At 64.7% G+C, this 13,832-nt stretch carries 13 protein-coding genes; 10 read left to right on the plus strand and 3 right to left on the minus strand.

Annotated elements, in window-relative coordinates; all coding sequences use genetic code 11:
• From FGL95_RS00215 to FGL95_RS00245, 7 genes are all read left to right on the plus strand, one after another.
• On the plus strand, nt 1-1,413 hold the full coding sequence (locus tag FGL95_RS00215; RefSeq protein ID WP_169584171.1) for an SDR family NAD(P)-dependent oxidoreductase: 1,413 nt from the start codon (nt 1-3) through the stop codon (nt 1,411-1,413).
• 70 nt (nt 1,414-1,483) lie between these two features.
• A complete protein-coding gene (locus tag FGL95_RS00220) occupies nt 1,484-1,750 on the plus strand; it encodes a hypothetical protein (RefSeq protein WP_169584172.1) in 267 nt (88 codons plus the stop codon).
• A gap of 9 nt (nt 1,751-1,759) precedes the next feature.
• On the plus strand, nt 1,760-3,256 hold the full coding sequence (locus FGL95_RS00225) for a glutamate-cysteine ligase family protein (RefSeq protein ID WP_169584173.1): 1,497 nt from the start codon (nt 1,760-1,762) through the stop codon (nt 3,254-3,256).
• A gap of 12 nt (nt 3,257-3,268) precedes the next feature.
• On the plus strand, nt 3,269-3,655 hold the full coding sequence (locus tag FGL95_RS00230) for a DUF2784 domain-containing protein (protein WP_206071358.1): 387 nt from the start codon (nt 3,269-3,271) through the stop codon (nt 3,653-3,655).
• Nucleotides 3,652-4,917, plus strand: coding sequence for a CoA transferase (locus tag FGL95_RS00235; protein ID WP_169584175.1), 1,266 nt, complete (start codon nt 3,652-3,654; stop codon nt 4,915-4,917). Before FGL95_RS00230 ends, FGL95_RS00235 begins: the two co-directional genes overlap by 4 nt.
• Nucleotides 4,902-5,894: a nucleoside hydrolase gene (locus FGL95_RS00240; protein WP_169584176.1), complete on the plus strand. Its 993-nt coding sequence runs from the start codon at nt 4,902-4,904 to the stop codon at nt 5,892-5,894. Before FGL95_RS00235 ends, FGL95_RS00240 begins: the two co-directional genes overlap by 16 nt.
• Nucleotides 5,891-6,775, plus strand: coding sequence for an amidohydrolase family protein (locus FGL95_RS00245; protein WP_169584177.1), 885 nt, complete (start codon nt 5,891-5,893; stop codon nt 6,773-6,775). Before FGL95_RS00240 ends, FGL95_RS00245 begins: the two co-directional genes overlap by 4 nt.
• 15 nt (nt 6,776-6,790) lie before the next feature.
• On the opposite strand, the gene meaB is transcribed toward FGL95_RS00245, so the two are convergent.
• From meaB to FGL95_RS00260, 3 genes are read right to left on the minus strand one after another with little or no spacing between them, the layout of a single operon-like run.
• Nucleotides 6,791-7,771: a methylmalonyl Co-A mutase-associated GTPase MeaB gene (meaB, locus tag FGL95_RS00250; protein ID WP_169584178.1), complete on the minus strand. Its 981-nt coding sequence runs from the start codon at nt 7,769-7,771 to the stop codon at nt 6,791-6,793.
• Nucleotides 7,758-10,010, minus strand: a complete 2,253-nt coding sequence (gene scpA / locus FGL95_RS00255) for a methylmalonyl-CoA mutase (protein WP_169584179.1) — start codon at nt 10,008-10,010, stop codon at nt 7,758-7,760. Before scpA ends, meaB begins: the two co-directional genes overlap by 14 nt.
• Before the next feature lies 1 nt (nt 10,011).
• Nucleotides 10,012-11,853 (minus strand): methylmalonyl-CoA mutase family protein, encoded by a 1,842-nt coding sequence (locus FGL95_RS00260; RefSeq protein WP_169584180.1) that lies wholly within the window; start codon nt 11,851-11,853, stop codon nt 10,012-10,014.
• A gap of 67 nt (nt 11,854-11,920) precedes the next feature.
• On the opposite strand from FGL95_RS00260, the gene FGL95_RS00265 reads away from it, so the two are divergent.
• Genes FGL95_RS00265 through FGL95_RS00275 form a run of 3 tightly spaced genes read left to right on the plus strand, consistent with a single transcriptional unit; the run spans nt 11,921 to nt 13,739 of the window.
• The gene (locus tag FGL95_RS00265) at nt 11,921-12,577 is read left to right on the plus strand and encodes a TVP38/TMEM64 family protein (RefSeq protein ID WP_338079658.1); all 657 of its coding nucleotides are present in this window, start codon (nt 11,921-11,923) and stop codon (nt 12,575-12,577) included.
• A gap of 59 nt (nt 12,578-12,636) precedes the next feature.
• Nucleotides 12,637-13,221 carry a helix-turn-helix domain-containing protein gene (locus tag FGL95_RS00270; RefSeq protein ID WP_169584181.1) on the plus strand — a complete coding sequence of 195 codons (585 nt, stop codon included), beginning with the start codon at nt 12,637-12,639 and terminating at the stop codon, nt 13,219-13,221.
• A complete protein-coding gene (locus FGL95_RS00275) occupies nt 13,218-13,739 on the plus strand; it encodes a hypothetical protein (RefSeq protein WP_169584182.1) in 522 nt (173 codons plus the stop codon). Before FGL95_RS00270 ends, FGL95_RS00275 begins: the two co-directional genes overlap by 4 nt.
• Nucleotides 13,740-13,832 lie beyond the last annotated feature (93 nt).

Raw genomic sequence — 13,832 nt, forward strand, 5'->3', positions numbered from 1 at the left:
GTGCCTATCGACCCCGACGACCTCGCCATATGCATCAAAGTGCTGGAGGAAGCAGGTCAACTCGACGCTGACGATCCCGATTCCAAGGTCGTCCAGCGCGCCGTCGGGCACATGTTCAAAAAGTTGAAAAGGAGTCGCCGAATCGCGGCTCGCGATGCGATCTCCGCTGCGGACCGCGCGGTCGTCGCGGCGACGGCGACGGGCTCGCCGGACCGCATAGACGACGAAACCGTCGGCATTCCGTTGTCGTCGAACGCGGCGGGCGCGATCGCGGGGAAACTGCTCCGCCCCCGGCCTTGCTACATCTGCAAGAACAAGTACACCCACGTCGACGCCTTCTATCACCAGCTCTGCCCGGACTGTGCAGCCAAGAGCCACGACAAGCGCGACGCCCGCACCGACCTGACGGGCCGTCGAGCGTTGCTCACCGGTGGTCGCGCGAAAATCGGCATGTACATCGCATTGCGCCTGTTGCGCGACGGTGCGCACACGACGATCACGACCCGGTTCCCGAACGACGCGGTCCGCCGGTTCAAGGCGATGGACGATAGCGACGAGTGGATTCACCGGCTCCACATCGTCGGCATCGATCTCCGTGATCCAGCACAGGTCGTCGCACTCGCCGATTCTGTTGCCGCACACGGACCGCTGGATATCTTGATCAACAATGCCGCGCAGACGGTGAAGCGGTCGGCGGGTTCCTACAGCGCGCTCGTCGACGCCGAGAGCGGTCCGCTGCCGATCGGCGCGCTGCCGGACGTGCTGACCTTCGGCAAGACGATGGCGGCCCACCCCACCTCGTTGACCGGCTCGCTGTCTTCTGTTCTCGATGTCACCGACCTGGCACTCGTCGCGGGATCGGCGACGCCACAACGTATCTCGCAAGGAATCGCCATCGACGCCGGTGGCCTGGTCCCCGACCTCGCCGAGACGAACAGCTGGGTCCAGACGGTCGGCGAGGTCGACCCGATCGAATTGCTCGAGGTGCAGCTCTGCAACTCGGTCGCGCCGTTCATCCTCGTCTCCCGATTGCGGCCGACGATGGCTGCCGCTCAGGCGCATCGTAAGTACATCGTCAACGTATCGGCGATGGAAGGCCAGTTCAGCCGCGCCTACAAGGGGCCGGGCCATCCGCACACCAACATGGCGAAGGCAGCGTTGAACATGCTGACCCGAACCAGCGCGAAGGAGATGCTCGAGTCCGATGGCATCCTCATGACCGCCGTCGATACCGGGTGGATCACCGACGAGCGCCCCCATCCGACGAAACTTCGCTTGGCCGACGAAGGATTCCATGCTCCGCTCGACCTCGTCGACGGCGCTGCCCGGGTCTACGACCCGATCGTCCAGGGCGAACGCGGCACCGACCTGTACGGCTGCTTCCTCAAGGATTTCGCGCCGTCACCTTGGTGATACCCATCCGGTGTACCTGTGACATCAAGTAACGTTCCGGTATCCCGTTTCTCGACCGAAGGGTTCGCTGATGGTCGCTCTCGCCGCACTCGCAGCCGCCGCGATCCTCGCCGGCATCTTCGAGTTCTTTCGCGTCACCGGATTCATCCTGAAGTTCTGGTGGATCGTGATCCCAGTCGGGTTCGCGATCTGGGTGTATCTGCTGGCCTACGAGTTCGGACCCCGCAAACCCGAGAAGAAGCTGCCGTTCTCGATCAAGAAGCGGGTTCGGCCCAGCTGGATCCGGTGGATCGGACGCGGCCGACGCGCTACGGACGAGACGCCGCCGTTGCAGTAACGTCGACATATGGGACAGGACGTCGAGGAACGTAAGTTCACTCGCCAGGACCGCCAGCGGTTCCGCGCGAAAGTCCACGCTTGTCTCGACGCCCTCGCCGAGATGTTGGCGGGCGGTCAGTTCGAGGTTTCCGAGCCCAAGATCGGCATGGAAGTCGAGCTCAATCTCGTCGACGGGGCGATGCAGCCGGCGATGGCCAATGCGGAAGTGCTGGAAGCGATTGCAGATCCGGACTTCCAGACCGAGCTGGGCCAGTTCAACATCGAGATCAACGTTGCGCCACGACCGTTGCGCGGCAGGCACATTCGCGAACTCGAAACAGATCTACGAGCGTCTCTCGATTCGGCAGACGAACGGGCACGCTCGGTCGGTAGCCGCCTCGCGATGATCGGGATGCTGCCGACACTGACCGAGCAGCAATTCGAACAGAAATGGATCTCTGCCAACCCTCGTTACGACCTGCTCAGCCAGCAGATTTTCGCCGCGCGCGGCGAGGACATCGAGTTACAGATTTCCGGTGTGCCGTTGCCCGGGTACGACACTCGCGACGACTTGAATACCATCTGCGACACGATTCTGCCCGAGGCCGCGTGCACGTCGGTTCAGCTCCATCTCCAAATTGCGCCGGAAGCGTTTGCGGCGCATTGGAATGCGGCGCAAGCGTTGGCAGGCGTGCAGGTCGCGCTCGCGGCGAACTCGCCGTTCTTCGCCGGCCGCGCGTTGTGGCACGAGACTCGCATTCCGATGTTCGAGCAGGCAACCGATACTCGACCGCTGGAGCTGAAGAACCAGGGCGTGCGTCCGCGAGTCTGGTTCGGCGAACGGTGGATCACGTCGATCTTCGATCTGTTCGAAGAGAACTCGCGGTATTTCCCGTCGCTGCTTCCGGTGTGCTCGGACGAAGATCCGCACGCGATGCTCGCCCGCGGCGAGGCGCCGTCGTTGTCGGAGCTGAAGCTGCACAACGGGACCGTGTATCGCTGGAACCGACCGATCTATGACATCGCGGACGGTCGCTACCACCTACGGCTGGAAAATCGCGTGCTCCCCGCGGGTCCGACGATCATCGACATACTCGCGGATTCAGCGTTCTACTACGGCGTCGTCCGGGCGTTCGTCGATGCTGATCGTCCAGTCTGGACGCAGATGTCGTTCGACGCCGCCGAAGAGAACCTGCACGCTGCCGCGCGCAACGGTTTCGAATCCCATCTGTATTGGCCAGAGGTCGGCTGGGTCAGCCCACAGGAGTTGGTGCTGCGCCGGCTTCTCCCGCTTGCCGACGCAGGCCTGGCCGCGTACGGCGTCGAATCCGACGTCCGCGATCGCTACCTCGGTGTCATCGAAGGTCGTTGCCTGAGCCGACGGTCCGGCGCGGGCTGGCAACGCGAAGCCGTCGTCGCGCGGGAGAAGGCGGGCGAGGACCGTGAACAAGCTCTGGCCGGCATGTTGGCCGACTACCTGACGCGCATGCACGAGGGCGAACCCGCACACACCTGGACCTGGTGAATCGCGCCTACGATGGAAGGCGTGCAATACCGGATCTTGGCCGACGTCACCGTCGTGGTGCATCTGCTGTTCGTCGCGTATGTCGTCGTTGGCGGCTACATCGCGTGGCGATGGCGCAAAACGATCGTGCTGCACCTAGCCGCCGTCGCCTGGGGTTTCAGCGCAGTCCTCGTCGGAATCGAATGCCCGCTCACGCATTTGGAAAACTGGGCGCGGCTGCGCGCGGGTGAGCAAGGGCTGCCGTCGAGCGGTTTCATCGACCACTACCTGACCGGTGTCATCTACCCCGAAAACGCAGTCGGGCTGGTCCGGCTGCTGGTCGCGGTGGCTGTCGTCGTCTCGTGGGTTGGTTATGGCGTAATCGTCACGCGTAGGTCGGCCAACCGCGTCGCCGCATGACCTACCTCGCCGCGACGTTGCCGGTCATGTCGCTCGCCGAGGATTCGGTCGGCCGGTTTGCGTCGGCAGCCAACCGGTATCGGTACGAGGTCGGGTTGGCCGAAAAGGCTGTGGCACTGCGCCCCGGCAGGATCGCCGCCTCGTTCACCGGTGACCGGATCCTGCGGATCGATGGGCAGCCGATCTCCGGATTCGCCGAGCTGTCAGGGTTTTTCGAGGCTGCCGATGGCTGGGTCCGTACGCATGGCAACTATCCCCATCATCGGGAGCGGTTGCTGGGGGCGTTGGAACTACCCGAGTCAGCCGACCGCGACGCCGTCGTGGCACGAATGCGTTCGCTCGCCGCCGCGGATGTGGAAGAGCGGGCGAACGACGTCGGCGCCATCGCGGTCCGCGTACGGACCGAATCCGAGTGGTCGACGAGCGCGCAAGGAATCGCGGCGGCCGATGGTCCGATCGTGGGTTTCGATGTTCGCAGCGACTGGGTCCGGGCGGCGCCGGATGCCGATGCCACGAGCACGCGGCCGTTGACCGGCGTTCGGGTACTCGACCTCACCCGCGTCATCGCAGGTCCGACGGCAACGCGCGCGTTGGGCTTGCTCGGCGCCGACGTGCTGCGAATCGACCCGCCGCACCTACCCGAGATCGAGGCGCAGCACGTCGAGAACGGTCAGGGCAAACGGTCCGCGCTGCTGGATCTGCGGACCGACAGCGAGGCTTTTCGCGGGCTGCTGAGCAAGGCCGATGTATTGGTCAGCGGCTACCGGCCGGGCGCCGTGGAGCGGTTCATCGACGTCGACGCACTGCCTGCGGGCATCGTCTGGGCGCGCGTCTGTGCGTGGAGCGAACGCGGTCCGTGGGCGAAGCGGCGCGGTTTCGACAGCATCGTCCAAGCCGCGTCGGGGATCTCGCTCATCGAGGGCGGGGCAACACCGGGAGCGTTGCCTGCGCAAGCCCTCGACCACGCGACGGGCTACTACCTCGCGGCAGGCATTGTCGAGGCACTCGCCGCACGCGTCGCGGACCGGTTCGGCACCACGGTCACCGCGTCGCTTGCCCGGACGGCTGCATGGTTGTTGTCGGCGCCCGGACGCACCCCGGACCACGCCGCACTCACCCAACCCGGACCCGACTGCGCCGTCACGCGCGGCACCCTCGTCACCGCCCGACCGGCATTGGCCGACTACGACGACTACTCGTTCCCTGCCCGACCATGGGGCCGCGACGAGCCTGGTTGGATGGTGGCATGCGGCAACGGTTGATCATGGACGTCGATACCGGTATCGACGACTCGCTCGCCCTCCTCTACCTACTGGCGAGCCCCGAGGCAGAGATTGTGGGCATCGCGAGCACGGCGGGCAACGTGCCTGCGCCGCAGGTCGCGGCCAACAACCTTGCCTGGCTCGACGTGTGCAAGGCAGGTCCGATCGAGGTCTCGCTGGGATCGGAAGCGCCCCTTGTCATTCCGTTGCGCACGACCGAGGACACGCACGGACCGCAAGGCATCGGGTATGCCGTGCTACCCGAGTCGGCGCGCGAACTGTCCGTCCGGCCCGCGAGTGACATGTGGGTCGACCTCGTGCGTGAGTTCCCCGGCGAGGTGATCGGCCTCTGTACCGCGCCCCTGACCAACCTCGCTCTCGCGTTGCGTCGCGAACCTGCACTTCCCCAACTACTTCAGCGTCTGGTCATCATGGGCGGTGCGTTCAACTACGCCGGAAACACCACCCCGACCGCGGAGTGGAACGTCTCGGTCGACCCCGAAGCAGCCAAGGTCGTGTTCGACGCCTTCTCCGCGGCGCCACCCGATCGCCGACCGATCGTGTGCGCACTCGACATCACCGAAACGATCGAAATGCACCCCGCGCACGTCGACCGGCTTGCCGAAATTGCTGGTGGTGCGTCGAATCCGTTGGTGGGCTATCTATCCGACGCGATCCGCTTCTACATGGAATTTCACCGCGACCACAACCAGGGCTACATCGCGCACATGCACGATCCGTTCGCGGCCGCGGTGGCGCTCGACCCGTCGCTGGTGACGACGCGACCCGCGACCGTCGACGTCGAATTGGCAGGGACGCTCACGCGCGGCATGACAGTCGCCGATCTCACCGGAATGTGGGGCAGGCCACCGAATGTCGAGATCGCGACGACGACCGAGCCAGCCGTTTTCTTCGACCGGCTCATCGAGCGCGTCGGAACGTTTGCCCGCAATACCTACCCGGCCGACGCGCAGTGAGCGCTGAAGCCGACGAGGTCACAGGGTTCTGGCGCGAACTCGGGCTGCCTGGAATCATCGACGTCCATACGCATTTCATGCCGAAGCGCGTCATGGACAAAGTGTGGGACTACTTCGATTCCGCCGGTCCGCTGCTCGGCCGGGCGTGGCCGATCGAGTATCGAGCCGACGAGCAGACCCGGCTGGACCAATTGCGCGCCTTCGGTGTTCGCGCGTTCACGTCGCTCGTGTATCCACACAAGCCGGACATGGCGGCGTGGCTGAACGAGTGGGCGGCCGATTTCGCCTCGCGCACACCGGATTGCCTGCACACAGCCACGTTCTACCCTGAAGAGTTCGTGGACAGCTACGTCGATCAAGCGATCCAATCGGGTGCGCAGATCTTCAAGGCACATATTCAGGTCGGTGACTACCACCCGAACGATCCACTGCTGCATCCGGTCTGGGGCATGTTGGAGGATTCCGGCATCCCCACCGTCATCCACTGTGGATCCGGACCGGCGCCGGGAACCTATACCGGTCCGGGGCCGGTCCGTGAGGTTTTGCTGCGGTACCCGCGACTGCCGCTGATCGTCGCGCACATGGGCATGCCCGAGTACTCCGAATTCCTCGACCTCGCCGAAGAATTCGACGGCATCAGCCTCGACACCACCATGGCGTTCACCGACTTCACCGAGGAAAAGACGCCGTTCCCTCGGTCCGAGTTGCCGCGGCTGCGCGCATTGGGTGACCGCATCGTCTTCGGTAGCGACTTCCCGAACATCCCCCATCGCTATCTCCATGCGCTGGAATCGCTTACGCGCCTCGACCTGGGTGACGACTGGCTGCGCGGTGTGCTGTACAACAACGCCCGTGCGCGCGTCTTACCCCGCCAGGGGTGAAACTCGCGCACAGTTCTAGGAGTCGAAGGCCTTCAAAATCTGTTCCGCCGCAAGGGCGGCAGTCAGCGAACCCTCCCGGACCTGCTGTTCGACGGACTTTCGGATCGATTTGACCTCTGGGTTGGCGGCGAGTCGGCGCAGCAGTTGGTCGTTGACCATCGTCCACATCCAGTCGATCTGCTGACGACGCCGCTTCTCCTCGAACTCACCCGCCTCGGTGAGCACCTTCTGGTGCCGCAGGACCGTGTCCCAGAACTCGTCGAGACCCGACTCCTCCAGGCCGCTCATCGTCAGCACTGTCGGCTTCCACAGCGCGTCGTGCGGATAGATCAGCCGCAACGCACCCTGGAGTTCCCTTGCCGCACTGCGGGCCTCGGTCAGGTGCTTGCCGTCGGCCTTGTTCACGGCGACGACGTCGGCGAGCTCGAGCACACCTTTCTTGATGCCCTGCAACTGATCTCCGGTCCGTGCCAGAGTCAGGAAGCAGAAGCAGTCGACCATGTTCGCCACGGTCACTTCGGACTGCCCGACACCGACGGTCTCGACGAGGATCACGTCGTAGCCCGCAGCTTCCAGGAGCACGATCGTCTCCCGTGTCGCTTTCGCCACTCCCCCAAGGGTTCCCGACGTCGGAGACGGCCGAATGTAGGCGTTGGGTTCGACGGCGAGACGAGACATTCGCGTCTTGTCACCGAGAATCGAGCCGCCGGTCCGCGTGGACGACGGATCGACCGCCAGAACCGCGACCCGATGCCCCTGATCGATCAGCCGCATCCCGAGCGAATCGATGAACGTCGACTTCCCCACGCCCGGAACGCCGGTGATACCGACACGGTGCGAGCCGCCCGCATCGGGCAACAGGTCGAGCAGCAACTGCTGCGCCGCATCGCGGTGATCGGCTCGCGTCGACTCGACCAATGTGATGGCGCGCGCGAGTGCCGCGCGCTCGTTACGACGAATCGACTCCGCGAGGGCTCCGACGTCAGGTGCGGTCATGGCCCAGCTGTGCACTGAGCTTGCCGAGCAAGTCGATCGCAGCATCGGCAATCACGGTGCCCGGCGGGAAGATTGCCGCAGCACCGGCCGCGTACAACTCGTCGAAGTCACCGGGCGGGATCACGCCACCGACGATCACCATGATGTCGGGCCTGCCGGCATCGGCCAGCGCCTGCCGCAAGGCCGGCACCAACGTGAGGTGACCCGCCGCCAGCGAGGACACACCGACGACGTGCACGTCGTTGTCCGCCGCCTGCTGGGCGACCTCCTCGGGCGTCTGGAAGAGCGGGCCGACGTCGACGTCGAAGCCGATGTCGGCGAACGCCGTTGCGATCACCTTCTGGCCGCGGTCGTGACCGTCCTGGCCCATCTTCGCGACCAAGACGCGGGGGCGACGACCCTCGTCCTCGGCGAACTTCTCGACCAACTCCGACGCAGATTTGATATTCCTCACGTCACCTGCCTCGTCCCGGTACACGCCTGCAAGAGTACGGATCTCGGCCTTGTGCCGGCCGTACACCTTCTCCAGGGCATCGGAAATTTCCCCGACCGTAGCCTTCGCGCGGGCGGCGTCGATCGCGAGGGCGAGCAGGTTGTTTTCCATCCCGCCGTCGGATGACGCTGCGGCCCTGGTCAACTCGGCGAGCGCACCCTCCACCGCGGCAGGATCACGGTCCGCGCGCAGCTGCACGAGCTTGTCGATCTGCTCTTTGCGCACCCGCGAATTCTCGACCTTGAGGACCTCGATCTCGTGATCCTCGGCGACCTGATACTTGTTGACGCCGATGACCGGCTGCCTGCCCGAGTCGATTCGGGCCTGCGTCCGCGCCGCGGCCTCCTCGATGCGCAGCTTCGGAATACCCTCACCGATGGCTTGAGCCATACCACCGGCTTCTTCGACCTCGGCAATGTGCGCGCGCGCCCGATTCGCCAGCTGATGGGTCAGCCATTCGACGTAGTACGAACCGCCCCATGGATCGATCGGCCTCGTGGTGTTCGACTCCTGCTGCAGCAGCAGCTGGGTGTTGCGCGCGATGCGGGCGGAGAAGTCCGTCGGCAGGGCGAGCGCCTCGTCGAGTGCGTTGGTGTGCAACGACTGGGTGTGACCCTGTGTTGCTGCCATCGCCTCGATGCAGGTGCGCGCGACGTTGTTGAACGCGTCCTGCGCGGTGAGTGACCATCCCGAGGTCTGCGAATGGGTACGCAGCGACAGCGACTTGGCGCTCTTCGGCTCGAACTTGGCCACCAGCTCGGCCCACAACAACCGACCCGCACGCAGCTTGGCGACCTCCATGAAGAAGTTCATCCCGATCGCCCAGAAGAAGGACAGTCGCGGGGCGAATTTGTCGACCTCCATGCCGGCCTCGATGCCCGCGCGAAGATATTCGACGCCGTCGGCGAGGGTGTACGCCAGCTCGAGGTCGGCTGTCGCTCCGGCTTCCTGGATGTGGTAGCCCGAGATCGAAATCGAGTTGAACTTGGGCATTTTCGCGCTGGTGAAGGCGAAGATGTCGGAGATGATGCGCATCGACGGCTTCGGCGGATAGATGTAGGTGTTGCGGACCATGAACTCTTTGAGAATGTCGTTCTGAATGGTCCCCGCCAGCTTTTCCGGCGGTACGCCCTGCTCCTCGGCCGCGACGACGTACAGCGCGAGAATCGGCAGTACGGCGCCGTTCATCGTCATCGACACACTGACCTGGTCGAGCGGAATGTGGTCGAACAGCTGGCGCATGTCGAGGATGGAATCGATTGCTACACCGGCCATTCCGACGTCACCCTGCACGCGGGGGTGGTCGGAGTCGTAACCGCGGTGGGTGGCGAGGTCGAATGCGACCGACAGACCCTTCTGCCCACCGGCCAGGTTTCGGCGGTAGAAGGCGTTCGAATCCGCTGCGGTCGAGAACCCGGCGTACTGACGAATCGTCCACGGCTGGTTGACGTACATTGTCGGGTACGGTCCGCGAACGAACGGCGCCGCGCCGGGGAACGAATCGAGGGGGTAGCCCTCTTTCACGACCTCCGCGCGATCGGCACCGGTGTAGACGGGGCGAACATCGATGCCCTCCGGCGTATGCCACACAACCTGGTCCGGTGCGTAATTGTTCGCTGCCGCACCAGCTTCGACGTGTTTGCGCACCTGCTCTTCGCTCGGCGGCGGCGGCGTCGCATAACTGGAATCGACCAGCGGTACGTCGGCGAAACTGCCGATCACGTGTTTGATGCCGTCAGTGGTCACGTCACGCTCCCAATGTCTCGAGCAACTGCGACAACGCCGCAACGGCGTCGATTCGTGCAGTGAAGTAGTGGTCCGGCCGTGTTTCGCCGGTGAATGCCTTCTCGGGTCCGGCAGCGAGGACAGTCGTGATGCCGGCCGCTCGCAATTCGGTGACCTTTGCTTCGCCTTCGCTTGTGTAGCGAGCGTCGGTACCGCACAAGATGGCGACAGTGGCGTCCGAATCGTCGACGACCGTCTCGATTCCGCCCGACGCCAACAGGTTCGACGCGAACGTCGTGCGAACGTTGTGCTCGGCAACCGGACCGAGCGCGGCGATCAGCACCCGCGGCCGCACACCCTTCGCTGCGAGGTAGGCATCGGAACGATCGCGCAGCGCCTCGAACGCGGCGCCGTACCGTGCAACGTCGTTGCTGCCCACCGTGTTCAACGGCTTCTCCGCCAGGTTCGGGAATTCGTTCACGCCGGTGATCGACTTACGTCGATGCGCCACATCGGAATCGCGCTGCGCCTTCGTTGCAGCGATAGCGTCTGCGATCGAACCTGCCTCCAGCGCGGCGACGTAGCCGCCGTCCGCCTCGATCTTCTGGAAGAACTCCCATGCCTTCTCCGCGATTGCGGCAGTGAGGTTTTCGATGTACCAGGAGCCCGCGCCAGGATCGAGGACTCGACCGAGGTGCGATTCCTCCAGCAGCAGCAACTGCGTGTTCCGCGCCATGCGTGCCTTGAAGGCCGGGGAAGCCTCGACGGCGTCGGCAGGCAGTGATGCGTCGAACGGCAGGACCGTCACGTAATCGGCTCCACCGACACCTGCGCCGAAGGCTGCCAACGTGGTGCGGAGCATGTTCACCCATGGATCACGTTGCGCGAGCATGGCTTCCGACGTGACCGCGTGTTGTGGTGCGCCACCGAATTCCGATGCGCCGCATACCTGCGCGACGCGCGCCCAGACGGTGCGTGCTGCACGGAACTTCGCGATCGTCTGGAACTGGTCGTCGGTGGCAGCGAACCTGAACTCGATCTGCCGCAGCGCCGCGGTAATCGCCACACCCGCACCGGTCAAGGCGCGGAGGTACTCCAGTCCGGCTGCGACCGCCGCACCGAGTTCCTCGGAATCGCTCGCACCAGCGTTGTGAAACGCGGTCCCGTCGACGGTGATGGCCCGCACGGTCTCCGCGCGCTGGACCGCGCGTCCGGCGAGTTCGACCGTTCCGGCCAAGTCGAGATCGGCCTTGCCCGAAAAGCGGCTCGTGAGCGCAGCGGCGCCCAGGTTGATCGTGACGTCAGGACTGTCTGCGGGACGTGCGTCGAGGATCGAGAACAGTTCGTCGGCGGCAGCGACGACGTCCGTGCCAGCATCGAGGGTCAATGGCGCGAGATCGAGTAGGACGCCATCGAGCGCGGCCGGGATCGCGGCCGCTGCGACGCCACTCGTACCGACCGTCAGCCAAATCGCGCCGACGCCGTTCTCGAGCCCGTCGAGGATCGACGCATTCGTCTGCGCCGCATCGGTGCCACCGAACCGCCCGCTGACGAGCCAGCCTCTGTTGACGTCTCGACCCGCATCGCGACCACGGACGAACGGAAATTCGCCGGGCAACGTCGACTCAGGCAGATCGTCACGACTGCTGTACAACGGCGAGATGGTGATCCCGTCGTAGGTCGCGGCACCGAGCAAGGTCTCAGGGTTGGCAGGGAGCTCGCTCGGATCAACTCGCCGGGCCTTGGCCAACACACCCGCGACCCCGCGCTGCCACTCGGTGTAGCCGGTTTCTGCTGTATTCGACACGTCTGACGTCCTCTTTCGCTCGAGCAAATCGATGATCGAGCCGGTCACTGTTGACATGATGCTAACTGCCGTCGCGGACGGCCTTGACCGCGGAACGGGCTACTGGCGGGTAGCCTTTGACCTTGTGAGCAGGCGCCTTCGAGATCCACGATTGCTCGCCGTCGGTCTCGCATGTGTCGCCATTTTCGTCGCCGCAACGTTGCTGCCGCTGCCGAGCATCGATCAGGTCCGCGCCTGGGCCGACTCGGTGGGACCGACGTTCCCATTCTTGTTCTTTCTGGCGTATGCGCTGATTACCGTCTTTCCCATCCCGAGGACCTTCTTCACGTTGAGTTGCGGCGTGCTTTTCGGGTCTCTGACCGGCATCGTTATTGCGATTTCCGCTACGACGGTCAGTGCGGTGCTCGCGTTTCTGGCGGTCCGCGCGATCGGCCGTGAATGGTTCGCAGAGCGAATGACCCACCCGGCGGTTCGATCGATCGATGCCAGGCTCGAACGGCGCGGGTGGCTGGCGGTCGGCTCGCTGCGCCTGATCGCGCCGTTGCCCTTCTCCGTCATCAACTACTGCAGTGGGATTTCGGCCGTTCGGACGCTCCCGTACACCCTGGCCACAGTCGTCGGTGTGATTCCGGGCACAGTCTCCGTCGTGATCCTCGGCGATGCGCTGACGGGGCAAACGAACCCCGCATTGCTCATCGTGTCCGGAGTTGGTGTCACCCTCGGCATCATCGGTTTGGTACTCGATGCACGCATGCCAGTCGCGTCAAGCGATAGAACTTGATAACGGCTAGACAAGCTTGAGCACTTGATTCTTAAGAGTCAATTCTTTAACCTTGACTGATGTACGTCATGACGGTCGATCAGCGACACAGTCGACGCGATGTCGATCGTGTCGACGGACTGATTGCCGACCTCGCGCAGCACCCCCTCGTCCGCCGGTTCGAGCGGACCGCAGGCGACGAGATCCAGGGCGTCGCCGACGACCCCAGCGTGGTCGTCGACATCGCATTGGAACTCGTCCGCGACGGTCATTGGAGCGTCGGCATCGGCATCGGGCCGGTCGACGAGCCGCTACCGGAAACCACCCGCGCAGGCCGGGGCCCGGCATTCGAGGCGGCCCGCACTGCGGTGACGCGAGCCAAGAACACGCCTGCGGGCATCGCGGTCGACGGCGTCGACGAGCAGGCGGCTGCTGATGCCGAGGCGATAATGACGCTGCTCGCCATGCTCGTCGCGCGCCGCTCCCGCGAAGGACACGCCGCGGTCGCGCAAGTCCGGCAAGGACTGAGTCAGTCGGAGGCTGCCGATAAGCTCGGAATCAGCAAACAGGCCGTGTCACAACGGCTCTCCGCAGCCGGCTGGCAGGCAGAGGGTCCCGCAAGGGCGCTCGCTGCACGACTCTTGGGTGAGGCAGACGAAGAATGAGCGTTGCCGCATTGGTGTTTCTCGGAATAGCCGCGATCGTGCCGCCCGCGTTGAGTTGGAAAAAGCTTCCGCAATGGCTGGCGCCCGCCGTTGCCATCACCGCTCTCGCCGCCGCAGCCGTCTTCGCAGCAGCCGGCCAACCGGTGAAGGGGTTCGGCGTGGCCGCCACAGCGGTCCTTGCTGTCGGCGCTGCGGCAACCGGTGGAATATCCATTCCCCCATTGGCTTTCCGGATCGCGCGGCGCCAAGGAACGGCGGGATCCACCTCTGGCCCGGTCGGTAGCGGCCCGCTGCGCGGTGGCCTCATCATCGGCATCCTCGAACGCGCCGCAGTCGCCGCAGCCATCCTGACCGCCAAAGGTCCCGAAGGCATCGCCATCGTCATGGCGGTCAAAGGCCTCGCCCGCTACCCCGAACTCCGCGAACCCACGGCCTCCGAGCAATTCATCATCGGCACCTTCGCCAGCGTCCTCTGGGCCTGCGCCGCCGCCGGTATCGGTCGGGGGATGTTCAGCTGACCCCCGCTGACCCCCCACCTTGTTGATCACGGGGAAAAGTACCCAAAATCGGCCGGTTTTCGGTACTTATGTCCGTGATCACCGCGATGGGAC

Origin of the sequence: Antrihabitans stalactiti (assembly GCF_012932915.1) — a bacterium.
GTDB classification, from domain to species: domain Bacteria; phylum Actinomycetota; class Actinomycetes; order Mycobacteriales; family Mycobacteriaceae; genus Antrihabitans; species Antrihabitans stalactiti.